The organism is Bifidobacterium tsurumiense, assembly GCF_000741765.1.
GTDB lineage: Bacteria > Actinomycetota > Actinomycetes > Actinomycetales > Bifidobacteriaceae > Bifidobacterium > Bifidobacterium tsurumiense.
The window spans coordinates 318,091-344,608 of sequence record NZ_JGZU01000003.1; the positions used below are offsets into that span (position 1 = coordinate 318,091).

At 53.4% G+C, this 26,518-nt stretch carries 23 protein-coding genes and 1 tRNA gene; 5 read left to right on the forward strand and 19 right to left on the reverse strand.

The features are described 5' to 3' along the window. Nucleotides 1-17: 17 nt before the first annotated feature. Entirely contained in the window at nt 18-695 is a 678-nt protein-coding gene (locus BITS_RS02115; protein ID WP_026642777.1) for a TetR/AcrR family transcriptional regulator, read from the forward strand. A gap of 50 nt (nt 696-745) precedes the next feature. On the opposite strand, the gene BITS_RS02120 is transcribed toward BITS_RS02115, so the two are convergent. Then, nucleotides 746-2,116 carry an Mbeg1-like protein gene (locus tag BITS_RS02120; RefSeq protein WP_044259262.1) on the reverse strand — a complete coding sequence of 457 codons (1,371 nt, stop codon included), beginning with the start codon at nt 2,114-2,116 and terminating at the stop codon, nt 746-748. A gap of 63 nt (nt 2,117-2,179) precedes the next feature. Here BITS_RS02120 and BITS_RS02125 point away from each other — a divergent pair, with 63 nt between their 5' ends. Further along, the gene (locus BITS_RS02125) at nt 2,180-2,974 is read left to right on the forward strand and encodes a mechanosensitive ion channel family protein (protein ID WP_026642776.1); all 795 of its coding nucleotides are present in this window, start codon (nt 2,180-2,182) and stop codon (nt 2,972-2,974) included. Between the two features lie 14 nt (nt 2,975-2,988). On the opposite strand, the gene BITS_RS02130 is transcribed toward BITS_RS02125, so the two are convergent. The 12 genes from BITS_RS02130 to leuC all read right to left on the reverse strand — a co-directional run bounded on the left by BITS_RS02130 (nt 2,989) and on the right by leuC (nt 17,818). Then, nucleotides 2,989-4,488 (reverse strand): type II CAAX endopeptidase family protein, encoded by a 1,500-nt coding sequence (locus tag BITS_RS02130; RefSeq protein WP_051264393.1) that lies wholly within the window; start codon nt 4,486-4,488, stop codon nt 2,989-2,991. A 168-nt stretch (nt 4,489-4,656) separates the two neighbouring features. After that, nucleotides 4,657-5,856 carry an ABC transporter ATP-binding protein gene (locus BITS_RS02135; protein ID WP_026642774.1) on the reverse strand — a complete coding sequence of 400 codons (1,200 nt, stop codon included), beginning with the start codon at nt 5,854-5,856 and terminating at the stop codon, nt 4,657-4,659. After that, complete coding sequence (locus tag BITS_RS02140) at nt 5,843-6,715, reverse strand: ABC transporter permease subunit (RefSeq protein WP_026642773.1); 873 nt, start codon at nt 6,713-6,715, stop codon at nt 5,843-5,845. The genes BITS_RS02135 and BITS_RS02140 overlap by 14 nt, the downstream gene beginning before the upstream one ends. Then, nucleotides 6,715-7,638, reverse strand: a complete 924-nt coding sequence (locus tag BITS_RS02145; protein ID WP_026642772.1) for an ABC transporter permease — start codon at nt 7,636-7,638, stop codon at nt 6,715-6,717. The genes BITS_RS02140 and BITS_RS02145 overlap by 1 nt, the downstream gene beginning before the upstream one ends. A 12-nt stretch (nt 7,639-7,650) precedes the next feature. Further along, a complete protein-coding gene (locus tag BITS_RS02150; RefSeq protein WP_026642771.1) occupies nt 7,651-8,793 on the reverse strand; it encodes an ABC transporter substrate-binding protein in 1,143 nt (380 codons plus the stop codon). Between the two features lie 248 nt (nt 8,794-9,041). Next, nucleotides 9,042-10,181, reverse strand: a complete 1,140-nt coding sequence (locus BITS_RS02155) for a D-alanine--D-alanine ligase family protein (protein WP_026642770.1) — start codon at nt 10,179-10,181, stop codon at nt 9,042-9,044. 222 nt (nt 10,182-10,403) lie between these two features. Then, on the reverse strand, nt 10,404-11,405 hold the full coding sequence (locus tag BITS_RS02160) for an NAD(P)H-dependent glycerol-3-phosphate dehydrogenase (RefSeq protein WP_026642768.1): 1,002 nt from the start codon (nt 11,403-11,405) through the stop codon (nt 10,404-10,406). A gap of 82 nt (nt 11,406-11,487) precedes the next feature. After that, nucleotides 11,488-12,375, reverse strand: a complete 888-nt coding sequence (locus BITS_RS02165; RefSeq protein ID WP_026642767.1) for a lysophospholipid acyltransferase family protein — start codon at nt 12,373-12,375, stop codon at nt 11,488-11,490. A gap of 280 nt (nt 12,376-12,655) precedes the next feature. Next, the gene (gene murA, locus BITS_RS02170) at nt 12,656-13,999 is read right to left on the reverse strand and encodes a UDP-N-acetylglucosamine 1-carboxyvinyltransferase (protein WP_051264392.1); all 1,344 of its coding nucleotides are present in this window, start codon (nt 13,997-13,999) and stop codon (nt 12,656-12,658) included. A 438-nt stretch (nt 14,000-14,437) separates the two neighbouring features. Continuing rightward, nucleotides 14,438-15,571, reverse strand: coding sequence for a tRNA-dihydrouridine synthase (locus BITS_RS02175; RefSeq protein WP_026642765.1), 1,134 nt, complete (start codon nt 15,569-15,571; stop codon nt 14,438-14,440). Nucleotides 15,572-15,720: 149 nt separating this feature from the next. Continuing rightward, nucleotides 15,721-16,401, reverse strand: coding sequence for a 3-isopropylmalate dehydratase small subunit (gene leuD, locus BITS_RS02180; protein WP_026642763.1), 681 nt, complete (start codon nt 16,399-16,401; stop codon nt 15,721-15,723). Between the two features lie 13 nt (nt 16,402-16,414). Further along, complete coding sequence (gene leuC, locus BITS_RS02185) at nt 16,415-17,818, reverse strand: 3-isopropylmalate dehydratase large subunit (protein ID WP_026642762.1); 1,404 nt, start codon at nt 17,816-17,818, stop codon at nt 16,415-16,417. Nucleotides 17,819-18,019: 201 nt separating this feature from the next. Between leuC and BITS_RS02190 the strand changes: the two genes are divergently transcribed. Further along, nucleotides 18,020-18,796, forward strand: coding sequence for an IclR family transcriptional regulator (locus BITS_RS02190; protein WP_044259229.1), 777 nt, complete (start codon nt 18,020-18,022; stop codon nt 18,794-18,796). Nucleotides 18,797-18,984: 188 nt separating this feature from the next. Here BITS_RS02190 and BITS_RS02195 read toward each other — a convergent pair whose 3' ends face one another. After that, nucleotides 18,985-20,373 carry a metallophosphoesterase gene (locus BITS_RS02195; protein ID WP_152571231.1) on the reverse strand — a complete coding sequence of 463 codons (1,389 nt, stop codon included), beginning with the start codon at nt 20,371-20,373 and terminating at the stop codon, nt 18,985-18,987. Nucleotides 20,374-20,640: 267 nt separating this feature from the next. Here BITS_RS02195 and BITS_RS02200 point away from each other — a divergent pair, with 267 nt between their 5' ends. After that, nucleotides 20,641-21,006: a DUF1304 domain-containing protein gene (locus BITS_RS02200; protein WP_026642758.1), complete on the forward strand. Its 366-nt coding sequence runs from the start codon at nt 20,641-20,643 to the stop codon at nt 21,004-21,006. 143 nt (nt 21,007-21,149) lie between these two features. Here the strand turns inward: BITS_RS02200 and BITS_RS02205 are convergent, their stop codons facing one another. Both BITS_RS02205 and BITS_RS02210 read right to left on the reverse strand, forming a co-directional pair. Continuing rightward, nucleotides 21,150-21,539, reverse strand: a complete 390-nt coding sequence (locus BITS_RS02205) for a Rid family detoxifying hydrolase (RefSeq protein ID WP_026642757.1) — start codon at nt 21,537-21,539, stop codon at nt 21,150-21,152. Between the two features lie 262 nt (nt 21,540-21,801). After that, a complete protein-coding gene (locus BITS_RS02210) occupies nt 21,802-22,428 on the reverse strand; it encodes a CYTH domain-containing protein (protein WP_026642756.1) in 627 nt (208 codons plus the stop codon). A 197-nt stretch (nt 22,429-22,625) separates the two neighbouring features. Between BITS_RS02210 and BITS_RS02215 the strand changes: the two genes are divergently transcribed. Continuing rightward, nucleotides 22,626-22,699: transfer RNA gene (locus BITS_RS02215), tRNA-Arg, on the forward strand. 288 nt (nt 22,700-22,987) lie between these two features. Here BITS_RS02215 and BITS_RS02220 read toward each other — a convergent pair. From BITS_RS02220 to BITS_RS02230, 3 genes are all read right to left on the reverse strand, one after another. Next, the gene (locus tag BITS_RS02220) at nt 22,988-23,953 is read right to left on the reverse strand and encodes a tetratricopeptide repeat protein (RefSeq protein ID WP_026642755.1); all 966 of its coding nucleotides are present in this window, start codon (nt 23,951-23,953) and stop codon (nt 22,988-22,990) included. 344 nt (nt 23,954-24,297) lie between these two features. Continuing rightward, nucleotides 24,298-25,299, reverse strand: coding sequence for a DUF8094 domain-containing protein (locus BITS_RS02225; RefSeq protein ID WP_026642754.1), 1,002 nt, complete (start codon nt 25,297-25,299; stop codon nt 24,298-24,300). Then, nucleotides 25,299-26,504 carry a hypothetical protein gene (locus BITS_RS02230; RefSeq protein ID WP_034534422.1) on the reverse strand — a complete coding sequence of 402 codons (1,206 nt, stop codon included), beginning with the start codon at nt 26,502-26,504 and terminating at the stop codon, nt 25,299-25,301. Before BITS_RS02230 ends, BITS_RS02225 begins: the two co-directional genes overlap by 1 nt. Nucleotides 26,505-26,518 lie beyond the last annotated feature (14 nt).

Below are 26,518 nucleotides of genomic sequence, written 5' to 3' on the forward strand. Positions count from 1 at the left end.
ACAGAAAGGATGGGAATATGCCCCGCCCAAGCCACAACAATAAGAAGAATTCCGCAACCCAGCGCATGGAAGACGCCTTCTGGCAGCTCCTTGCCGAACATGAATATCGGACCATTACGATCGTTGACATCGTTCGAACGGCGAAGGTGAACAGAAACTCTTTTTACTACCATTACACAGGTCTTGCTGACCTGGCGACCCAGGCCATAGGCCATGTGGTCACAGCGGTTCCCTCACGCCTGAAATATGAAGGCAACACCCCTGAGCAATTGGCTCAGACGCTGTCCGAAGCCATCCAAACACCCGAGCAATGCCGGCGCATGGAAAAGCTCACGCTTCTGGCAGGACCCCACAGTTCTCCTGAATTACAGGAAATGCTTCATCAATACCAACGCATGGTATTGGCGGATATCATGCATATCGATCTCGAACACATCAATCGTAAAACCAATATCCTGCTCGATTTTGCGGCCGGAGGTTTGATTTCGGTTCTGGGACGCTGGCCTGTGATCACGCAGCCCAAGCGAGACAAAGGGGAACTCGAGCAGGATATCGCCGCCATTGCTTCAGGGATTTATATGTCCGCTTCCAGCGAGGATATGCTCGACTACTGGAAACGGATTTTCCAAGACAATGACTCACATACGGGAACAGCCAAGACAAGTCAAGACGATGCCAAGGAATCATCTCGATAATGCAAGGCAACGCTGCGCTCACTTTCATCACCGATACAGTGTGAAGCGTCTTATTCCCCTGCGGCATCGGCGCCTTCGCCACCTTCGACGGTATTCTGTTCCGGCTCAACAGCGTCCTGCACAGCATCATCGAAACCGCCTATGCTTTTAATCGCAGTGGTGGACAGTGACTTGAGAATGTCTCCAAGCATGGATTTGGTACGGTCATCGGTTTTCCGTGCCGCCATGATGATCTTCGGCACCGAAGTGGTCCAATTCTCCGCCAAATCGCTGAAGGTATCATAGCCCGCTGCCTGAAAGACCCCGTATCCTTCATCGATCAAGTGCTGACGTTCCTCGGGTTCCACATCAAGCATCCAAGCGGTCACGGTGTGATCGATTATTTGCGCGGTGGCTGTCAGCTCTTGTGCAGTGACGAAATCACCATTTTCCACCTGCCATGACATGCTCAGATGCTGCATGATACTCAGGGCATCCGCATGGATAATGCGATATGAGCCCGTCTGATCCATCAATAATCCAATAATCGAAGATTCCGGAATGGTCTTGTCAATACGATCGGCAATGGCCATATATGCCGGACTAGCGGTTACATCATCCCCAAAGCCCGGGCCATCATGGTTGAAAACGCGCACCAAGCGGGGAACGTAGTGTTTGCTGTGTGATTCATCCGCAGCCGCAGTGCCTGTGGCTTCGGCATGCGCAGTGTCGTTACTTGCAATTCCGGCCGGATCTTTTGCCTGTACCACTGGGAGCACGGTTTCGCCTGTTTCATCTGCAGCCTCCTGTGCGGATTGCAGATCTCGTTTGGCCAGTGCCATTGCCGCATACACTGCCATATTGCCGCCCTTGGAATGACCGCCTATCATCAGGCGCGGGGCATGGCCTTCAAACCCTTCCGACCTGCTTGCAATGGAGCGCACATATGCCGCCGCATCCTCCTGCGAAGGAACCGGACAGCGGAAGGCCATATTGAAATCCTCTTTCCAACCCACCAATGTGCCATCGGTTCCACGGAAAGCCACAAACAACAATCCACCATCAGCGTCTATGCCCTTGCAATCACTGAGATCAAAAGTAACTGCGGCAAATTGTTGTTCTGCATCCTCATCCAAGGTCTGAGCATATTCGCCGATGCGCATCCCTCGGAACCTCGGACTTTGCGCCATAGCCACCACAAGATCACGTCGCGCCTCGTTCATGGCATCAGAGCCGGAAATGAACATATTAGGATAATCTTCCGCACGCAATAATGCCGTAATCGGAACCGTTTTCACGCGCTTGGCATCTTCGAAACGGGAAACCGGTGCCGGCATATGCGTGTATGACAGCTCACTCAAAGCCAGGGAATCAACGGCACTCAACGGCAATTCACCGAAATCACGGAATTCATGACGCACGTAGTCAACAACATTTGCCATATCTCCCACTTTAATCGTCTACAGTGAGCATCAGTGAATCATCGTCCATCAAAGTGGGATATTATGACCGTTCTTCTCAATTGGTTCCAAGACAACGCCAGCAAATTACTCCTGCTGCTCATCGTGCTGGTCATTGCCATTGTCAGCACGAAAATATTGTCTCGATTGATGCGCAAGGCCTTGGACAGATCGCAGATTCCTAGTGCATCAATATTCATCAACATCATGCGAGTGCTGATCTGGGTCATCGCAGTCACGGTGGTGATGCAACCGGTTTTCGGCATCAATCCAAGTACATTGATTACCGCCTTGGGAGTTGGAGGCATCGCCTTGTCACTCGGCCTCAAAGATACGATCGCCAATATTGTCGGCGGTTTCTCTTTGATGTTGGGGAAGGTCATCCAACCCGGCGATCTGATCTCCGTTGCCGGTTCCACAGGAACGGTTACCGATATCACATGGCGTCAAACCATTGTGCGCGAGCGCAATGGCAATAGCATGGTGATCCCCAATTCCGTGCTGAACACCGCAGCCTTGGAACGGCTCACTCCTGCCAATGAAAGTCTGGCTGCCGTTCCGTTCACCGCTCGTGCCGGATATGGTCATGACGAAATCACCAATGCGATTCTTCATGCAATCCAGCCTGCAATACGTGAATATGCCGACCCTCAACGCGAACCCGTGGTGAAATTCACCGGCTTCTCGCCTTATGGCATAGAAGGCGAGGTATGGGTATTCGCAAGACGCGGCGTGTTCATCTCAACGGTCAAGGATGCAACCACACGCGCCCTGGTCAGCTGTGATTATTTGGAGCAGCGTGCCGCAGGCGAAGCTGTTAGTGAAGCCGCTGTTGAATAGCGAAGGCCAAGCGGCTAGAGCATATACAGATTCAGGAGGATGGCAACGACGATGAAGACGATGACCCCTGCGTTGCCAAATATGGCTTTCTTACGCAGATGCTGTGGCAGTTCCTCCGGGGCTGAGTACCACTCCCACTTGCGTCTGTTCACGATGAGGAGCACTGTTCCGGCGATTGCCAAGCCCAACATGCACATCAGGTAGATGGCATATGCCACCACTCCGGAATCTCCTCGTGCTAGCGCATTGGCCAATTCCGCATCGTCGTTGATTGACCCCATATTCTGCAGAATCATCGGTCCGATCACGCCGCCCTGCAGATTGATCAGCATGTGAATAAGCACGGAGTACCGCAATTTGGAAGTGCGTATATAGGCATATCCGAGGATCGCACCGAGTGCGAATGCATAGAAGAACTGAAACAGATTGACGTGATAGAGGCCGAATGCCAATGCGGAGAAGAGCACTGAAGTCTTCTCTCCGAAGCGACGCGTGCGATCTATGATCTGTTTTCTAAAGAACCATTCTTCACCAAGAGGCGCCACGATTACGGTGAATAACAACGTTATCCAAGGATTGCTTTCCGCGATGATGCTTTCTATGCGGTTGATTGCGACGCCTCCGGTAAGCAGAGCGGAGAGAAGTTGACCGATTATGCTGCCGCCTATCATGAGCGGGAAGCACATGACCAGCAATGAAAAGAACCGGCCTGGTGACATATCAAATTTTCGAACCGGCGTGGTAGGCACCCCGGCCAATACCAACATGGCCAATGGGACGGCAATTCCATATTGTCCCAGAACGGAAACGAGATATGACCACAGATCAAGGAATTGCACCAGTACTGATTGTGGCAGGTATTCCAGCAGTATTGTCAGCAATCTAGTGCCGATAAGCCAGACAACCAATGAGATGGTCAAAGCCCAACCCACTCTGGACATGCGTTTGCGCACACTGGACATCCATTGTTCTTCGCGCATCCATATGTCCTTCATCTGCTGGATATATGCCTGCCTATTGGCTTCCTGCAGGGGAAGGCTCGGATATTGCTGCATGGGTTGGTTCGGGTACTGTTGCATGGGCATCTGCGAGGGAACGGGCGGCTGCTGTGCCGGATACGCATAGTCGGCGGGCGGATAGCCATTCATAGGGTTCATGGACTGCCCTTGCCACGCATTGCCCGGCACTTGTTGTGGCTGAGACTGCCACATTGCCCCGTATTGAGGTTGCGGACCTTGAACAGCACCATTGTGAGGGGTGGGCGTTTGCACAGGGGTCGGCTGATATGGCACATGCGGCATTTCCTGCCGAACGCCGTATTGCGGCATAGACTGCTGCCCACCGTCGGATGACGTCCCATAATCACTGCTGCCAGTGCCAAAAGATGGTTGATCCGTGGTCTCACGAGAGTCGGCATTCCCATCGGATGCTCCCCATTGAGCACTCATCTGTTCATCATCGTTCTGATTCAAGGGTGTCCGTTCAGGCCCCGTTGGTGTGTGGTGATCGCTCATCACGATTCCCCTTAGCTCTATGCCTTGTGTCCAAGAACAGTGTATCCCACCATGCTAGGAAGATATACCGTCCGGTTGCGTCCGTTGCTCCGTAAATATGCCGAAAATAGCTCAGCCGGACGGCAATGCACCGTCCGGCCAATTTGTGCTTTCATGTGATGATGTTGTTCACACGGCGAGTGCTGGCACCGGCAATGGCACTATGGTGACATCGCCGCCCACCGCCAAGCCGTCCGGCGCGCCCGTCGAAGAACACTGAACCGTTACTTCCAGAGGTTTTCCACCATTGGCTCGAGTCCACACTTCATCCTTCAAAACCGCATCCACACGAATATGCGAACCTAGGAAATGAATGGATTGCACCTGTGCCTTCTCGCCTATTGCACTGGTTCGGCCGGAAGTATCGATGGTCAATGCTTCGGGGCGGATCAGCGCAGTCACCTCATCACCGCGTGCAGAACCTTCGATCAATGGCACGCATCGACCGAATACCAATGCCTCATCCCCATTGGACGCTGCGGGCAAGCGGTTGGTCACTCCAATAAACGTGGCCACATACTCAGTTGAGGGTCGTTGATACAAGGTCTGCGGGGCGTCGATTTGTTCGATGCGGCCATGGTTCATAACCCCAATGCGGTCGGCCACCGAAAGAGCCTCTTCCTGATCGTGCGTGACGAATACCGTGGTCGTGCCCGTCTCAACCTGAATGCGGCGGATTTCCTCACGCAATTGAACGCGAACCTTGGCATCCAAAGCGGAAAGCGGCTCATCAAGCAACAGCACTCGAGGTGAAATGGCCAATGCACGTGCCAGAGCCACGCGCTGCTGTTGTCCGCCAGACATTTGCTGCGTGAATTTCGTGGCCTGATCGACCAGACCTACCAACTCGAGTTTTTCCATCGCTATTCGATGGCGTTCTTTGAACGAGAGACCGCGAATTTCCAGACCGAATTCCACATTTTGCACCGCTGTCATATGCGGGAACAGCGAATACGCCTGAAAGACCATGGCCATATTGCGCTTATTCGCCGGAACACTGGTGACATCCTGGCCACCGACCATAATGCGACCGGCCTGAATATCCTCCAATCCAGACAGTGAGCGCAGTGCCGTAGATTTTCCGCATCCGGAACCGCCCAGAAGCACCACCATTTCACCTGGCTTGACATCAAGATTGAAATCATCCAAAGCCTTGGTCGCATTGCCCGGGTAGATCTTATCGATATGCTGCATGCAGATTCCGCCGCCACGCTCCTGGGAATCCTCCAATACGGCTCGAGCCGCATCGGTAACCGAGGATTGTTCGGCCTTGCCATCGTGCAATTCATCGATTGCCGCGGCCACTGCTTTGCGCTCAGCCAATGACATCGTTTTGCCCTTTCTCTTGACGCCGGCGCATATGCTCGGCAATCACGTCTAATGCAACCACCAAAACAGTGGCGAATACCAATGCCAGCAGTGACATAGCCGTGGATATCTGCGCATTGGACTGTCCTAACTGAAATAGCGCAACCTGCAAATTCGTTCGTCCCAACAACGAAGCCACGGTGTATTCACCCAGTACCACAGCCACTGAGATGAATGAGGCCGAGAGCATCGACTGCCACAGATTGGGTATCAGCACCTTGAAGAATACTTTCGGCCACGAGGCACCCAAAGACCGTGCGGCTTCACTCAATGTGTTGACGTCTATGGATCGAAGGCCAACCGCCAAAGCCCTGAAGGCAAACGGCAACACCAATATCACATATGCGAAGCACAGCCAGATCGGATTGGTGCTCAGAAGGTTGATGGACATCCACCGATACATCGGTCCGAGACCGACCACCAAAACAATGGCAGGAATGGTCAGAGGCAATGTTGAAACCCACTCAATGGCTCGTTCCAAACGTTTATTGCGGATATGCGCCATGACCATCGTGGGGACCAAAAGCAGCAGCATCAACACAACCGTCACGGCACTGAGAGCCAACGAAACGCCCAGTCCCTTCCACAAGGCGGACATATCAGCTCCCAATGAACTTCCATCGCCGGTGAATATAGCCTTCCAGGGCTCAATCCCCCAGACACCCGACAAGGGTTGACGCACGGTGAAGAGCAACATGGCCAATAACGGCGTGGCAAGGAAAATCGCAACGGCTCCGAGTACGAGAGTTTTGACTATTCTCTGGCGCCGTATGCGAATTGCGCGAAGCTGCACCGGCTGTTCTGGTTTGACATCTTGCATTACTGCCATCGACCGGCCCTCTTTTCCACCGCATGGCTGAGCCACATAACCAATGCCACTACCAAGATCATGGTGAATGCCAATACTTGTGCGAATCCCTGCTGATTGGGATCCATCTCATTGCGCATGGCGCTTTGCACCATAAGGGGCAACAAAATCGCGCGTTGCGCAAACAATGCCGCAGCTGTGGCGTATGCCGAAAACGCATTGGCGAAAAGCAGCAGGAATGCGGAAATGAATCGTGGCAGAAGAATTGGCACAGCCACTCGGGACCAATAATGCCACGTGGTTCCACCCAAACTCTCCACTGCTTCACGCCACTGCGGGCGCATCGAATCCACTGCGGGGAGGAATATCACGATCATCAGCGGAATCTGGAAATACGAATAGATGGTGATCAGACCGCCGATTGAGCTCAACCAATTCGGATTCACCGTGAACGAGAACAGCTGCTGCAATGCGAGAGTGAGCACGCCGTTGATGCCTATGGTGGCTATGAAGGCGAATGCCAACATAATGCCGCCGAATTGCGCCAAAACCGATGACACGGCCAGCATCACGCGCCTGAGCATGCCGTTGGGTTTCGCGCCGATGACCAAGGCATAGGATGCGCATGCGCCGACCACCGCTCCGATAAGCGCCGATGCCGCAGAAACCGTTATGGATGTCATCAAGCTATGCAGCGTATTGGCCTCGCCTAGTTTTGCGAGGTTATTGAGTGTGAACCCGCCGGTGCGTGAAGTAAAGGCGCCCACAATGACGATCAATGTGGGTACCAGAAGGAAACATGCGGTATATGCGAAGAACGGTATTGATATTGCCGCATCCGCTATGCCTTTGCGCAGTGTCGAACTTGTGCTGTGAGCCTTCAGGCCCTCCGAACGATGTGCGGAGGGCCTGGAGGCGGTGTGCGTAATGCTCATTGCATCGCCTTATCAGTTACCGATTGTGGCATCCCAGTTGTTCTGCAGCCACTCGGTGATTCGACTGGAATCCTCGTTCGTGTACGTGACGGGGGTTCCTTCGATCTTGATGGACTTGGCCAGGATGTCCTGATCCACAGTGCCGTCCTTCTCCATGGCATCCAGAAGCACCGGGTTGGCGCCGCCCTTGAGCCACAGGTTCTGCGCATCCGCGCTGTAGAGGTATTCCTCCCACAGGCGTGCGGCGGCTGGATGAGGAGCATCCTTGTTGATGGCCTGATTGTAGTAGCTGACGACTTGGGCCTTCGGGAAGGTCTTGTATTCCCAATTCACGCCCTTGTCCTTCAATGCGGACTGGTAGGAGGACTGGTTATAGGTCCAGTCGAAGACCACGCCGGTCTGCCCGGATTCGATCGTGGCATCGGTCACATCCACCTGGGTGAGATTGCCGGCATCCTTGAGCTTCTTGAAATAATCCAAGCCCGGTTGGGTATTATCAATGTCCCCACCTGCCAACTGGTTCACCATGAGGAAGCCGTTGAATGCAGCGCCGGCCTCGGCGGGCTTGCCATTCAAAGCCACGGTGCCGGCAAACTTGCTATCCAGCAAGTCATCAAGTGAACTGATATCGCCGTATTTGTCCTTGTTCCAACCGATGGACATAATGCCGGTGTAATCGGCATAATAAGCGCCATTCGCATCCTTGACATCATCCGGGATGGAATCCCAGGCCTGAACCTTATACGGAGCGAAGGAGTCGGTGCTTGTGGCAGCGACAGCCAAACCGAGATCAAAGACATCCGGGGCAGCATCCGTGCCCTTATTGGTATTGGCCGCATCAATTTCTTCCTTGGAAGATGCGTTCGGATTCATCTCGTTCACGGTGATTTCCGGATACTTCTTCTTGAAGCCATCGATGACCTCACCGTAATTGGACCAGTTATGAGGAAGCGCAATGACGTTGAGTGCACCTTCCTTCTTGGCCGCGGCTTCCAAATCGCTCATCGAACCGAAATCAGACAACGAGGTTGCAGACGCCGACTTGGGATCGGCGCTCGATGCAGCGCTTCCAGAAGCACTGGATCCACAAGCTGCCAAAGACACAGCCAACACAGCAGCAACGGAACCAGCTGCAAACTTACGCAGGGAAATCATGTGTTCTTTCCTATTCTCTATCCGCGTGGCCTATGCTCTTTGCACGGCCAACCAGAATCAGAGACTAGGCTTCGAATCTAACGCATGATTGAATCGCAGATGAAATTGTAGCGTTATCTGTATGACGAGAATGAACGGATGATGACGATTGCATACAGAGGCAATGCACGAATCGGCCCGAATATCAAGTGAACATTCGAGCCGATACTGAGTTATGCAATATGAGTATTGCAAACGTGTGCGATTGATCAGTCTTGCAGGATGCCTTCTATCAAACGAGTGATCAAGGTCGTGTTATCCACACCCATTGCCTGCCACGCCTTGGGATACATGGAAATGGCAGTGAACCCTGGCATGGTATTGATTTCATTCACCATGATTTCACCCTCGGCCGTAACAAAACTGTCCACTCGGCTCAATCCAGCGCCATCCACGGCCTTGAACGCCTTCAATGCGGTGCGGCGCACGCGTTCCAAAACGTCTTGAGGCAGATCCGCAGGAACCTCCACATGGGAGGATTGAGCGTCGATATATTTGCTGTCGAAGTCATAGAACTGGTCTTGTCCGTTGTTGCGCAGATCCAAGACCACTTCTCCCGGCAAACTCGCCTCAGGCTCCTGCAAGGGGGACGGCGAGAGCACTGCACACTCAATTTCTCGGGCATCCACTCCCTGCTCGATGAGAATTCGCCAATCGTGATGGGAAGCTTCGAATACTGCGGCGGCGAGCTCTTCTGCATCGCCCTCATGCTCAACCTTGGTCACGCCAAAGCTGGAACCTGCGCGGGAAGGCTTGACGAAGAGCGGATATTGCAAATTCGCTGCCTCGACTTGTTGCAATAAATCCTGCGCGTGAGAAGCGAAACCATCCTTCGCGTCGAATCCACGCACATCCAAGGTGACATCCGGGGTGACGGCGATGCCCGCCTGGCGAAGCAATACCTTGGTGTAATGCTTATCCATACTCGCAGCCGATGCCAGTACTCCGCATCCGACATACGGAACCCCCATCATTTCCAAAAGCCCTTGGACGGTTCCGTCTTCGCCATAAGCACCATGCAACACAGGCAAAACGGCATCGATATGCCCCAAGGAATCCAAGCCTCCATCGGCATTGCGCACGAAGAATCCATCCCTGCCTTGGGTCATATCCAAAACAACCGGCTTGCCGCCAACAGTGCTCACGACCGGCAGAGGATTACTTGAGGTATCAACATCCCGAGGGTCGGTCACGCCGTAATACCACGCTCCCTCTTTGGTGATGCCGATCGGCACGGCTTCGAAACGAGTGGCATCCATGGCCCTGAGCACATTGGCAGCGGATATGCATGAAATGGAGTGCTCGTCCGCTTTGCCTCCATACAACACGACAATACGTTTTACGGCCATCAAATCCTCACTTCGTTATTACTGATGCTGAGCTCGTAGCGCACCCGGCCTTGCATTCCGTACGCAAGACTACATGCCTTACACAATGCGTATGCTGAAGCGTGCGAAGTCAACATGAATCTTCACCAATACCTTGTGCACGACCATTCACAGGTCGTTACAAAGCGCAAGGGTCGGCGTTTGCCCGATACAATCCGTGTCGTTGCGAGAAACGGCTGTTGTCTACTCTTCACCCACGGTATCCTCGAAGAGCTCACTGAGCATCTGATCACAGGTAATACCGTCATTGAGCACATGGCTCATGGCATCAGCCAATGGGGTGCTCACCCCGAGTTGCTTGCCCAAAGCCACCACGGCACCGGTGGTGGGAACGCCTTCTGCCACACCGTTACTGGCCTTGGTGGCCTCTTCGACGCTTAAGCCCTTGCCCAGGTTTGCGCCGAATGTGTAATTACGACTTAGCGGCGAACCGCATGTTGCGATAAGGTCGCCAACTCCGGCCAATCCAGCAAAGGTCTTGGATCGCGCTCCGGCAGCAGTTCCCAGTGCGGTAAGCTCAGCCAATCCACGGGTTTCAATCATGGCCGCGGTGTTTTCACCGTAGCCTGCGCCACGAGCCATACCCACGGCCAAGGCCACCACATTCTTCAACGAACCGCACATTTCCACACCTATGACATCAGTGCTGACGAAGAGTTTGAAATAGTCATTCGTGCAGGCATCTGCCACCATGCGAGCGGCATCAATATCTTCGCATGCCACCACAGCAGCAGCTGGTTGTCTTGCAGCCACTTCTTTGCTCAAATTAGGGCCTGAGATCGCCGCAAACCTATTGGCAGGAAGGTCCAAAGCCTCACGAACCACCTCATCCATGCGCTTGCCAGTGGATCGCTCAATGCCTTTCATCAAGGAAACCACCACTGCATCCGACCCGATAAGCCCCTTGAATTCTTCCAAAGCGACGCGGGCAAACTGCGCGGCAATGGACACGATGATGATATCCGCCCCTTCAACCGCCTCTTTGCGGTCTCCAGTCGCCGTAATGCTTTCAGGCAAACGCTCGACGCTGGGCAGGCGAACCGCGTTATGGTGATGATCGCGGATTCCTTCCACGATTTCGGGTTCAATAGCCCACATCATGACATCATTACCCGCATCGGCCGCCACCTGGCCGAAGGCCGTGCCCCAGGCTCCTGCTCCCAGAATCGTAATATTCTTACCCATATTCATGTCTCCTTGCGTGCTAGGTCATGCCGCAATCGCATCTGCGAACCGCGGCAATCTCGATCATTGCTTCGTCAAGAGCTCAGGCTTCCTGCGTTACCCGACTCATCGTACGATAGTCCCAATACCCTGCCGGCGGTTCTTCTCCTCGAATTTCTCCCATAATTTCATTCATTCTCACACGGATCCTCCGCGTAAGCTCATCCGCCAACTCCTCGGGAGGCTCCTTCCCCCATTGATCCATGTTCTCGAGGAGATCCGAATAATCCATGCGCGTGTCATAGCACATCACAATATTTTTGCGCGGCCATGGCCACCAATGGTTGATACTTGCGGCTCCCCAAGTCACCGCACAGAAAAGAGGCACCTGGTAACCCAGACGGCGTGAGGACTCGAGGGCAATAACCCCTACCCCGTTTTTCATGCTCATGGCCCACTTCTGAGGGTCACGAGTCACGGTACCTTCCGGCCACACGGTCAACGGACGTCCTGAAGTGATGATGTCGATAGAAGTGGCTTCGATATCCTTTGCCTTGCCACTACGGCGTTGGACCGGCTGCATACCGACCAGTTGGAACCATTTGCCCAGGATCGGCCACGTTCCCATTTCGGCTTTCGCCATATATCGAGGTCGACGGCCCATATGGAATAAGCCCACCATAGGCACGAAGACATCAAACATGGTCACATGGGTCGCGGCAGTAATAAAGGTGCCCCGTTCAGGAATATTATCCAATCCCCAGGCGCCTACTTTGCTGCGTCCACGCATAACCCATGAAATCGCTGCGAGAAGGCGCGATGTCGCCTTGGGGTTTTGAGATTCGATCTCCTCAACATCCGGATTGACTCTTCCTGTGGGATAAGGACGGGTCGGATCAACCAAATGATATTTTGCATCGAGCTTGCGCACTTGCTCGTCGCTTAAAGGGTTGACAGCAGAACGTGGTGAAGGCTTGCCTTTGGATACCATCCCTCCATTGTGCAACAACGCATTGCCAAGTGACAACACTACGGGATATCCAGAGCCACTTCATCCTGCCAATATCAAGATTTTATTATCATGAAGGCACCGCCCGCTGCAATGCAACACCGCCTGCCAAAGCGCAGCTTTGCATGACCTCATCGCAAGGGCTCAGTCGTTTGGAATGCATACGACGATATTCACTGCAGCACACAGCAAAACGCCGCGTCTTGGGAATTTCCTAGTGATCATTCTCAGGGCGCGGCTTCTAACTATTCAAGCTTCAATACTAATCGATTACTGCTCCCAGTGCTGTCAACTTGCCTCTGAAATCAGCATAGCCTCGATCGATAAGCGATATTCCATGAACATCAGAAGGGCCGGATGCCGCCAAAGCGGCAATCAGATGGCTGAATCCACCGCGCAAATCCGGCACATCGATATCCTGACCGGTCAGAGGAGTCGGTCCAAAGATCACAGCGGAATGCTTGTAATTGCGCTGCTGGAAACGGCATGGCAGGGATCCCAGGCACTCGCGATACAGCTGCACGGTGGCACCCATCTGCACGAGCGGCTTGGTGAAACCGAAACGGTTCTCATACACGGTTTCGTGCACGATGCTCAGACCCTTGGCCTGTGTCAAAGCCACGACCAGTGGCTGCTGCCAATCGGTCATGAATCCTGGATGCACATCGGTTTCGATGGCAACAGGCTTCAGATCGCCGCCCGGATGCCAGAAGCGAATGCCCTTATCCGTGATATCGAATTTGCCGCCGATCTTACGGAATACATTTAAGAAAGTCATCATTTCAGGCTGAGTGGCGCCCTTGATGAAAATATCACCGTGTGTTGCCAAGGCCGCAGAAGCCCATGACGCAGCTTCGATGCGATCTGTCAACGAAGTGTGGGTGTAGCCTTGCAGCTCCTTGACGCCTTCGATACGGAATGTACGATCCACATCAACGGAAATTATGGCGCCCATCTTCTGGAGCACTGCAACCAGATCCATGATTTCAGGCTCGACAGCCGCGCCTGATAGTTCGGTCTTGCCTTCGGCCAATACTGCCGCAAGCAAGGTCTGCTCAGTCGCCCCTACAGACGGATATGGCAGATGAATCTTGGCACCATGCAATCCATTGGGAGCAGTGATATGAATACCGTCCGCATGTTCCTTGTCCACATTGGCTCCGAGCTTGCGCAAGGTTTCCAAATGGAAATCAATCGGACGGCCACCGATATTGCAACCGCCGAGTGCGGGGATGAACGCTTCGCCAAGGCGATGCACGAGCGGTCCGGAGAAGAGAATCGGGATGCGTGAAGATCCGGAAAGCGTGTCCACATCAGCCACGTCGGCAAGCTGCACATTGGTGGCATCGATGGTCACAATGCCTTCATCACCATTGACATCCACATTCACACCATGCAAACGGAGCAGATCGGAAACCACATGCACATCACGGATTTCCGGCACATTCTTCAACACTGAGGTTCCGGGGGCCAAAAGCGCAGCCACCATGGCTTTGCTGACGAAGTTCTTTGCGCCTCGCACCTTGATGGTGCCATTCAGCGGCTTTCCTCCCTCGACGTGCAGCACGTCTTCCTTGTTCTCGCCCACGCGATCTACCTCTTTCATCTATTCATCGTCTTATGTGTCTTCGCCGTTCGCACTATGGAAGACCACGGTATTGTCTCAGTTTGCCACACTGGTTGTAGCGAGCTGGTGAAATTGCCCCGATGACGAACAACACCCACACGGTTGTATCACAGTTGCACAGCTACCTGTTCGAAACCAACAACCACGAGCTCGTTGGTTGATGTCCCTTTATGAGGGTGCGGCATTCAGGCGTGTGCGGTGCTATGCAACTCGGGTGATAACCAATCACCAAACCGCAGCCTCGCATCTATGCATTACTGGAAAGACACACGAGACGGACCGTGAAATTGCAACAACCCACGAATGCATAACCGAGGGATCCATAACAGAGCAATCCCTATCTCAGGGATTCATAGCCCAGTGACCCACAGTTCAGCGATACATAACTCAGCGATCCATGCCATCATCGAGCACGCATCATTGCTTCAGCGCGTGAATCTCCTGAGCAAGACGGGCATTCCACATCGCACCGGTAGCGCTCATCACCGCATCTGCTCCAGATTGACGATAGGACACATAATCCTGCGCAGACAACACACCGCCTACGCCGATAATGGCGAAATTCAGATCCATACGCTCACGCAGAGCCGCTAGACGTCGGACCATATCCAAGCCGGCTTGACGGATGGCGTTGCCACACACGCCGCTGCGCTCTCGCCCCTCTCCCGGCAATGCCTGGCCCCCTTGCGCATCCACCAATTTCGCCGAAATGGTATTGATGGCAGCTATGCCCTGCACACTGCCTCGCGCCACGGTATTGCGCAACATCGATTCCAAGGCCTCATCTGTGGGGATATACGCGAGTTTGATGATCAGGGGAAGATCCCCGATTTCGCGTTTCACCGCATCGGTTATCTCTCCCACCAATCGAGGATCATGGCATAGCAGACGATTATGTCCTTCGTTGGGGCAGCTGGTATTCATTTCCATCAAAGAAGCACCGGTTTCTGCCACGAGTTTGGCAGTGAGAACATGATCCGCAATATATGCCTGAGTGTCCATTTCCGGCGTCCGCGACCCCTGGAAGCTGGGTATCAAAAGCTGTCCCCTGCCGGCCTGACCAATGGCCTTATGCATATCCGGTTGCCAAACGTCAGGATCACGCGATGGAACGCCGAAGGAATTCGATATCGAAACCGGTGACTCATAATGGGTATCCGCCAGCACTCCCTCATCCAATTCCGCGTTTCCCGGCACCAAAAACCCGCTTTTGTTCTTGGGATGCACCGAGAGCACATTAGGGAAGGGATTGCATCCCCATTGGCGCGAGCGCACGGTTTTGTACACCGCCAAATCAAATCCCATGCGGAAGGCTGCGGTAGCGAACCGCTCATTCAGCAAAGGTCCTGCCGGAATGCCGAATGGTTCTCGAACCATGTTTCCGAGGAACGATTGGAACCGATCCTCATTTGATTGCCCATCTGCTGATGGTGCCGCTACGCCATCGCCTTCATGTTCAAGCGCTTCGCCAAATGCACCAAATGGTCCATGTTCGTAATTGTCTTCATAACTAGCATTCACATCATATAAGGGTGCGAAATCCCGGACCATTATGCTCCTATCTGCGAAGCGGAGTTCATCTGTATTGATTCCACCATAGGCATTCCCCCGCATATTGAGGGGAATGCGCTTCTGGCTGGCATGTCGCGTGATTTGACGATTGCCATTGGACCATCACATATGGCGGCGGTGAAACAGGCCTATCGATTGGCTATTGGCCCGGCCCAACCGGCGTCTTCAACCTCGCGTGCTGATTCGATGGGCTTTTCTTCCCAATGCTTTGCCGGCAAGGTCTTGGGTTTGAAGGGGAAGCGCTGCGCTCTTTTGCGTTCATAGGCCACGATATCGTCTTCATGTTGCAAGGTCAGGTCGATATCGTCATAACCGTTCATCAAGCGCCAACGGGTGTAATCATTCACTTCGAAGGGAAGCGTCACATCGCCGCAGGTTACGGTAGCCTGGCCCAGATCAACCGTCATGGGAATGCCCGGCTCTTCTTCAAGCATCTTCCACAGCAGTTCCACGCTTTCTTGCGGCATTATGGCCGCCAGCACACCGTTTTTCGCTGTATTTCCATAGAAGATATCAGCAAATCGCGGCGCTATGACCACGCGGAATCCATAATCGCGCAATGCCCACACAGCATGTTCGCGTGAAGATCCGGTGCCGAAATCCGGACCGGCAACCAAAATTTTCGCATTTGAATATGCCTTTTGATTGAGCACGAAATCCGGATTGCGACGCCACGCATAGAACAGTGCATCCTCAAAACCGGTTTTGGTCACACGCTTGAGGAATACGGCGGGGATGATTTGGTCAGTATCAACATTGGAACGGCGTAAAGGAACGCCAACACCTGTTACCACAGTGAGTTTTTCCATGACAACGCCCCTTTCACAGATCAGCCGGACTAGAAATGGTACCGCGAATGGCAGTCGCTGCGGCTACTGCAGGCGAAGCGAGATGAGTGCGAGCGCCCTTGCCTTGCCTGCCTTCAAAATTACGATTCGAAGTCGATACCGAACGCTCACCCGGCACCATTTTGTCAGGGTTCATGCCGAGGCACATCGAGCAACCGGCATTGCGCCATTCCGCACCGAAATCCTTGAATATGCGGTCAAGCCCTTCTTCCTCCGCTTGCAACCGCACACGCGAGGATGCAGGCACCACAAGCACACGGTGAATCGAATCAGCCTTGTGGTGTCCGCGCATAATAGCCGCCGCAGCGCGCAGGTCTTCGATGCGTCCGTTGGTGCAAGAACCGATGAAAACCGTGTCCACAGGAATATTCTTCATCGGCATGCCAGGTTCAAGACCCATGTATGAGATGGCGGAAACCGCCGCGGCACGAGCCGTGGCATCAGGAATGTTCTCAGGAACCGGTACTGAATCGGTAATTGGAACACCTTGTCCCGGATTCGTCCCCCAAGTCACGAAAGGAGACAATTCCTCAGCCTGCAAGGTCACTTCCTTGTCGAAAACGGCATCGTCATCGGTTTTGAGCGTCTTCCAATACTCCACTGCCTGATCCCACATCTCTCCTTCAGGAGCGTGAGGCCTGCCCTTGATGTAGTCGAAGGTGATTTCATCCGGAGCAATCATGCCGGCCCTCGCACCGGCTTCAATGGACATATTGCATATGGTCATGCGTGCTTCCATGGAGAGGTTGCGAATGGCTTCGCCCCGATACTCGATGACATGCCCTTGACCGCCGCCTGTCCCGATTTTGGCGATAATCGCAAGAATAATATCCTTCGCAGTGACATCACTCGGCAGTGTGCCTTCAATATTCACAGCCATGGTTTTGAATGGCTTCAACGACAGCGTCTGCGTAGCCATGACATGTTCGACTTCAGAAGTGCCGATACCAAAAGCCAATGCACCAAAGGCACCATGGGTTGAGGTATGCGAATCACCGCAGACTATCGTCATCCCAGGCTGGGTCAGTCCCAGCATCGGTGCGAATGCGTGAACGATGCCCTGATCGGCATCTCCTAAAGGATGCAGACGGACCCCGAATTCAGCGCAATTGCGCTCCAAGGTGCTGAGCTGCAAGGCAGAAGTGGCATCCGGATTGGGTCTATCGATATCAACGGTAGGCGTGTTATGGTCTTCTGTGGCGATCAGCAAATCCGTATGCCTCGGCTTACGACCAGCCAGCCGCAGTCCTTCGAATGCCTGAGGACTGGTTACCTCATGCATCAACATAAGATCGATGTAAATCAGGTCAGGGGCCCCATTGTCACCCTGTCTCACAAGATGGTCAGCCCAGACCTTTTCGGCCAATGTAGTACCCATAGGTCTCCTTAGGTGCATATGCCATGATGCATGATTTGACTTCATTCCACACACATGCATGACTGTCTTGTCTCGAGTATGGGCGCTGTCAGGACTCGCTTACTTTTGCGTTTCGAAATGTGAGATGGCATAATCCAAAACATGACTTCTTCCAGCACACAACGCAACTCCTCGTCTCCAGGCCTCGACGAAGGCGTTCTCATGCAAAGCCAACGCGCCACGGCAGCGCCAATTCCTGGCACCAACGAAATCCATTCCGGGGTGGGCGTCCTCGATAAAACAGTGAAAATACTGGACGCCTTGGAGGCGGGTCCGTCTACTTTGGGGCAATTGGTCACGGCGACCGGATTGGCCAGACCCACTGCCCACCGTTTGGCCATCGCTTTGGAACGGCATCGTTTTGTGGTCCGCGACCAGCATGGTCGTTTCGTTTTGGGCTCTCGATTTGCAGAATTGGCCGCCGCCGCAGGCGAAGATCGATTGCTTACCGCTGCAGGACCGATTTTGCAGACACTGCTCGATCGCACAGGAGAATCCGCCCAGATATATCGCCGTCAGGGCGATCAGCGTGTGTGCATTGCCGCCGTCGAACGTGCCAGCGGTTTGCGTGATTCCATTCCCGTTGGTGCCATGCTGTCGATGGAAGCGGGTTCCGCAGCCCAGATTCTGCTTGCGTGGGAGGACGCCGAACGTCTGCATCAAGGATTGCGTCATGCCAAGTTCACAGCGGCGAAGTTGGCCACTGTACGCAAGCGCGGATGGTCCGAATCGATTAATGAGCGCGAAGAAAGCGTATGCTCCATCTCGGCCCCCATTCGGAACGCTTCGGGTCAGGTGATTGCCGCGATCTCCATTTCCGGACCGACCGGACGTATGGGAACAGCTCCCGGCCGCCGCTATGCCCCACTGGTCATGGCTGCAGGCAAATACCTGACTGACGCTCTGGCCAAGGCAAGTTCAGGCCATATTGCGCAATAATCACCACGCGCTAGGTTAAGTGCACTAATGCAGAACTCCCAGACGACTTCCCGCAATGGGATGTTGCCCGGGAGTTCTGCATTTCACAGCACAAACCGTCACTAGAGTCGTGCGCCACAACGAAAACTCAACCTCAACAGCGCTCACGAAGGCATATTCGGTATATATGCAATACCAATATGCGTAAGTCATCGCCTGTGGAATATTGCATCCAGTGCCCGACGCCACCACGTCGGCCTGCGCAGCAAGTCATCTTCCGGTTCTCGAGCTCTCGATTGGCTTGACAAGCCGTAGGTATACGCCTTGCGAGCACTGGGTTTGCCAACGAGCGCGCCGAATTCCAAGAGCTGCGTTCGCGGAGAATATGGGTGACGAATATCGAATTCAATAAGCCTTGCGGCACGTTTCTCGCCAACAGGACCATAGGAGCCGAAACCGCATGTGGGCGTCGCCATAAGGGTGATGCCATCCACCTCCCCAACGAATGCATTGCGATGATCGTGTCCGCATATCAATGCGAAACAACCGCTGTCCCGCAGTGTGTCGAATTCGCCGCCGTCCACATCCGGACAACTGATGCCCTCGCCCAAATATCCTCCGGCCAGGGTTTTGCCCTCATCCAACACAAAATAGCGCCCACCGAATGTACGGTACCCTTCAATGGCATGATTTGCCGTTGGTGGCACTTCTTTAAGCAATTGATAGAACTGCTCAACCGGAAGATGTTGAAATACGCAGGATTTCTCAGCCCCCAAACTTGGCAAAGCCTGCAATAATTGCAATGCCCGTTGAGACGGATGGCCATATCCGCCCTCATGCGCATAGTCCCCTGAATTCACCACCGCAAGGTTGAATATGGTAGTGGACCGTGTGACATCGGATACTGGCAAGATGAATGTTCCCGGTTCACAAGGAATGACTTTCTGATCAGGCAATGCAAGGGAATATCCATCAGCGAAGACACTTTCCGCCTCCGCTCCCTCTTGTGCAACGCCACCGTCGTCCAATGCCGACTCAGGTGCAGCCGGATTCAAACAACCAGGAAGCGAACGATATATCGCATCCATCTCTTCATAGTCCAATCCGCACTGGGCATCATGGTTGCCATAGGTCACCGCCCAAGGAATTGAACGCTTATTGAGGGGCTCAATGAATTGCTCGATGCTTGAACGCACCAGAGAACGCGTGTGTTCTACATCTTCTGATGCCTTTGCTTTGTTTGCATTCCGCGCGCTTTTCCACAAAGCGAATCCGTGCCCTTCGTTGCCCGGGGTTTCCCACCTTCTTCTGCGGAACGTATCGGCATACGCTTCATCGTAGCCTGCGATCTGGTTACCTGTGAACACCACCAGATCAGGACGAACCGTGTCAGCAGCAGCTTCGATGAGGCGAATCGTATCAGCCGCAATTCGAGGGCCGTCTTGAATATCCGCGAGCTGCAAAACCCTGAATTTGCCTGAATTGTGGAATTGCAATCTGCCCAAGCGAGCCGAAATCGAAAGTGGTCTGGTGTCCCCTGCTTCTGCAGGCTGGATACGAGGGCGCGATGCTGCGTCGTGTGTTCGTGGCGTACTCATATGCACCACACTAGTGCACGATATGCGGAACGCCATCACATCTTCCCCTTCACCATTCATACAACGGCTGCGTTATGCACCTCATTCGCTCTTCATATCACTTCATATCACTATCGATACGTCCGATTAGACTGCGAACGATCCGACGATTTCCGGCACGAACCCGTGCTGTGGATATAATGCGGAGTGGAGGAAGGGCTTGGGATTTGCACAATATCAAATGCTCCCGGTGAATGCAGCCCGAAACAGAACGCATAAGGAGACAAGATGCATATCATCAACGCCGTGCTGGGTACCGCAGTTGCTTTGGAATTTTTCTTTATTTTCTATTTGGAGACCATCGCTACCACTTCTCAGCGAACAGCCAAGGTGTTCAATATGAGTGTCGAGGAACTCAAGCGCCCTTCTGTGACCACACTTTTTAAAAATCAAGGAGTATATAACGGACTGCTCGGAATCCTGCTGCTGCTAGCCATATTCGTTTTCCACTCGCAGGCGGCTGTTCTCTTGCTATTGGGCTATATCGTTCTCGTTGCGGCATATGGTGCAATAACCAGTAATCCTTCGATTCTGCTCAAGCAGGGTGGGTTGGCGATAGTGACCTTTATTCTGGTTGCCATTTTCGGCATCTAATACTGCGTGCAGTCCTTCATCAGCTGTATGTCTTCCGCTTATCACAACGCGGCCCAGCGCTACTCCTTCGTATGCGCTGGGTCGCGTTGTATTCCTAGGCACAGAATGCCATGCTATTCCTCACAGTCGGTGCCTGCTATGTTTCACAGTGCCGCAATGGCGTCAATTTCTACCAAAGCACCCTTTGGAATCTCATTGCCACCGAATGCCACACGAGCCGGCTTGACACCCGATGCGAATACCGCAGCATATTGGGCATCCACCTGTGAAAAATCATCCACATTCTTCAAATAAATCGTGGCACGAACGACATGGGCCATATCGGTGCCAGCTTCTTCGAGAATATGAGCGATATTGCGTAACGCCTGCGATGCCTGGCTCGCAGCATCCTCTCCGTGCAACGCACCTGTTTCGGGATCAATACCCAGCTGCCCTGACACGAAAACAAAGCCATTCGCCTTAACAGCTTGGCTGTACGCTCCCAATGCTGCCGGCGCTTTCGGCGTTGACACTGCCTCTATCACTGCACTCATCTTTGCTCCTTGCAAGTGGTTCACAACGTTTTGAGACCGCTTCGCCATTCAATGGTGAACGAGTAGTCACACACAGCGTATGCCATGCGAACGCGTCGAACAACACGGCAAATTACCCGCCGATCTCAATATCACACACTACGTTGAGCCTGTGCTCAACGACAGAGAACAGTCAACAACTGAGATGCGGCATCGAAGCCGACATAAACGTGCCAGCAATATTGCATGTTCTCCGCATCGTCAGTGAATCGCTTCTGCGTGATTAATTCGACGACTCCATACGGTTGACACCAAACATCTCTTCAAAATGAGGACCATGCTGGGCAAGGTCCCGCTCGAAATCATCGCGCCATACACTGAATGGACGATTGGCCAGGCCATCGTTGGAGAACCGTGCCTCATCAGTGATTTCAGTGACGCAAAAATTCGGGATGATAAGGTTGGTCACCGGCCTACTTCGCTCCGCTTCTGCAATGATCAGCGGGGCGTTATTCCCTCCGAAAATATCGATACTCCAACCATCTTCGCCAATCCATGCCGAGAAGCGATTCTTGATGATCGGCACTCCCCCACGTTTGATCAATTCGGCCGCGATATGCGCATCGATCACACGTTCGGCCTCATATCGTGTTCCGCCAACCGATGGGCCTTTTATCGTGACGAATGCGTCCGTGAAGAGATCCCTGTGTTGGTCCAAAACAGCTATGGGATCCGTATGCTCATCGACATCGATGCGAATCTGATGACTCTGCACACGTACTCGCAGTGCGTAATTATCGTCATGCACATAATAGCTTTGGATGATAAGCGTAGGAGCATCGCCGTCATCCAGTTCCTCTGGCATATGCCTGCAGAAAAATCGGCGCTCATACTCGAAATCGGCTTCCATGCTTCCAGTGTAAGTGACTTGCGTAGCAAACCAAGTGTTCTGGGCATATTTCTTCAGATATCTTATCTTACGGGGTATGCTTCAGGCTTCGCACTTATGCCGAGATCCACAGCTCTTCAATTCATGCAATCAAAGGAACACATGAGTCAACGCACAGTCAACGGTGCGTGTAAAGTAGGTACGGTGCATTTGCACATGGGTTCGTAGCTCAGCTGGATAGAGCGTTCGCCTCCGGAGCGAAAGGTCGAGAGTTCGAATCTCTTCGAGCCCACATCATTCAACGGGAATCTCGACCCCTCGTTTCGCACGGGATTCCAAGTACCTATGCCCTATCGCATTGATGCAAGTGATTCTCCTCTCCAGTCACCTGTGTTCCACTGCGAACACTGATGACTCATCATGAAAACTTGCATCAACACCGTCAGTCATAGCCGACACCAACGTTTATGCCAGCGCCGAGAAACGCGCCCGGACGCTGGCAATAAACAATAACGAGAGGAGGATCCGCAATTCACTGCGAATCCTCCTCTTCATGAAATTTGCCTGAGCCATAATTTGCTTAATACATCAGCGTCGCCAAACGACGACGAGCACGCTTCACCCTTTCGTCATCCGCCTCAGGAATAACGAAATATTCCAGCAAGCGCTGCCTTATGGCATCCATATCGGCACGATGACTTGCTGCGAAATCCAGAATCCTATTGAAAGCATCCTCTATCTGCCCGCCGATCATATCGATATCGGCAACAGCCAACTGTGCATCGACATCATCAGGATTATCGGCAGCCTGACCGCGCACCACACGCACATCCGCTTCGCCAGAACGTGCCAGCAAAAGAGCCTTCGAGCGTTCGCGCGCTGCCAATGAATCAGAGGGATCCGACTCCAGTACCGTGGCGTATGCGGCTGCAGCGCCGGCATAATCACCCTCTTGAGCCAGGCGATGGGCCTCAGCATGTTCAGGAGGCACCTGTGGTTCCTGGGAACTTTGCGCATCCTCACCGGCATTCTCGTTTTCGCCTGTTTCAGCATAAGGGGCGCTTCCCGTAATCCCGGCTTGCTGGGCAACCTGGATCAGCCGTGGAATGACTTGATCAACGATTTGTTGCAGCTCATCCTCAGCGGGGAGGCCTTGCAGAATCGGCATAGGACGGCCACCGATCAAGCCGAATAATGCCGGTGCGCCTTGCACCTGCAAGGCTTGGGCGATTGAAGGGTACTGGCTGATATCGATACGGGAAAGCTGAATCTGGCCGTTCAGAGCATTGACGGCATCGCCAAGTGTTTTGGCCATGCCGATAAGCCGTTCGTCTGTGGGAACCCACAGCAGCAACACAATGGGGAATGTCGCCGAAGTCTGCACCATGGCTTGGAACGTGTTTTCCGTGGTATCAATAACATATCCGCCGGCTGCAGGCGCACCGCCATCTTGCCCCGGCTCAGCCTTGACCTGATGCTTCAATGATTCCAAATCCACGGCCCCAGCAAGAGAGAATCCTGGATTGAACTGCTGTTGACCTGCCATATCGGCCCTTTCCTCAAATATTCGCGCATGTACACGGCCATTCACCGCATTCATGCGTTTCCAGATCCACTTTCGTGGCCTACTTCATCTACACACAACTTAGCGCCACCCGTCACCGATGGGTTATGAGTTCACCGGTGGCAGATATTCCCCGCCCGCTTCATTGGATACAAGATGACTACCAACAGCGTGGGCATACGCATATTGTCACAATAGACAACAGAAATTGTCACATGGCTTATGGCTCGTTTTATTTCATATGCCTGTCTCTACAAATGACAGATGCCCTCATTCCGATATCAGGAATGAGGCATCCGCATCATATGTGGCTGAGTCGCCAGAAACTAGATCGCTTCCACCTTCACTGGCTGACGTTCAGCGCCAACCGCAGTGATCTGCTGGCCCGAATCCGCGGGCGGCACATACAGCGCTATCACATTGACATACGTGACCTTCATGGTGCTGGTCGCCGTTCCATCACCGAATAGCGCACGCTCAGCATCCGAAGCCGGCTGGGATTCACGGCCTTCTCCTGCCTGCCGTGTCCACTCAGAATTGATCTGTGCAACCACGAGATCGCCGCCATCCGACGAGCGCATAACTGCAATTTGATCTTTCACCGCTGAGAAGGTCTGCTGCTGCGTACCGTTGTTCCGCTCCATGCCTTCTTGCACGGTTTGGGTCAAGGTCGTCAATTCCTGACGGAAATAATCGTCGGCGAAATTGGACGCATATTGGCTTGATGAACCGTTCTGCAGCAGGTCAGCATACTGCTCCACGGCTTGCTGAGGAGTGACCACCAAACCGGTGTCATCAGCGGTTCCCATTTGCGATCCATGATCGGGCACGGCAAACTTCGGTAATTTCGCACCCTGGAAGAGCCGTGCAATCGCCCATAATTTGTAGTTGCTGCGAGCACTGTCCTGATTCATGACTAGCAAACGCTTCGACTGCTGATCTTCAGTAGTTGTAGTAATGGTGAATACCGAACGAGGCCATCCGGAATCGGTTGGAATCACCGTCTGCGTGATGTCCTCAGGAATGGTTGTCTTCGCATCCAAAGATCCTGTCGCCTGTGCAATGGCCAATTCACTGGTTCTGATTTCCAAGGCGGGACCGGTCATTCGGACATCGAGACCATCCGCACTTTTGGCCTCATTCGCGGCATTGATCACCGAAAGGATTTGCTGCCTGATGGCTTTTTCCTGGTCCTGAGTCAGGTCAGGACTCTCTTGCGCTGAGGTTGATGAAGTGGGCTTGGGTACCTGGCCTTCACAGGCGGCAACGCCTATTAACAGACCGACAGACATGATGGCTGCGATCATTTTTGCTGCTTGATTCTTCATCACTCGCCTCCTTCCTCAGCTGCTGAATCGTGGTCATTCTGCATTTGGTCGTTATCGCCTTGGGCTTCTTGTTCTGGCATATCTTCCGAATGATCTTGATGGTCTTGATCGTCAAGTGATGCCGCATCGGTTGAAGACTCCGCATCTTCACCTGAGGAAGATTGCGAATCACCCATCTCTTGAGCCAACCTGGCAAAATAAGCCTGGAGCTCATCCGTGTTAATCACCGTGGTCTGGTGAATGTCATCTCCTTGAGATTCACCATGCTGCTGATCCGCCACAAGATTGCGAGCGGAAGGATCCACAACCAGTGGGGCCTCTGATTCAGTTTCATTCGCGTTCTGAGCCGATCCGTTTCTCGACTTCTTGCCATCATCCGCACGCCGTGCATGACGCCGACGCTTCTTGGGACGAACTTTAACCGCCGAGCGCAAGCCCGACAGGCTGCCCGCCACGGCCTGACCGACGGTTACCTCCTCGGCGACCTCGACAGGTTCGCTGGCAACCATGCGCTTGCGGCGCTTGTGTGGCGGCATGGCAAATACCGATGCAGACAGGATGGTCAGCACCACGCATAGGCCTCCTATGAAATACAAAGGCATTGCGAAATCTGGCAAGGTCTGACGCACCCAATGCAGGGTTATGGTCGCTGGTGTGGTTATGCTTTGTCCAAAATCGATAATGGCGAGTTTATCGGTGTCTTGTTCACTCGCCGAAAGACTGACGCTGCCGGTGCCGCATTTCACCGAGGACCACATATCCGAGTTCTGGAAATCGACAGCACCATCCGTGGATTCCCTAGTCCCCTGAGCGCTGGCCTGTTCGGTCGACAGCGTAGTCCAGTCACTCAATCCCGTTATGCGGGTGTATGGATATCCCGCTACCCAACCGGTCACATCCTTGCTTGAACCAAACGCAACGCACACCTGCGTCCCGGATTGCCCCTGCACGGTAAGCGTCGCCTGAGTGTCCACCAAAGTCAGTACCGATGGATCGGTGACCACATACTGCGTTCCTGATACGGAAGTAGTCGCGGTAATCTGCGAGCTAGGCTTCCATATCGTCGCGTTCAGCACCCCAAAAATCACACTTGCCACGGCAAGCAGACCGAATATAGGAGCAACGACGCCGCGCATAATCATGGCGTGCCGGCTCGGCCGTCCGGTATCGCTTGGCTTGTCGTGTTCTTCTTGTACATCAGTCATAGCGAAACCATTCT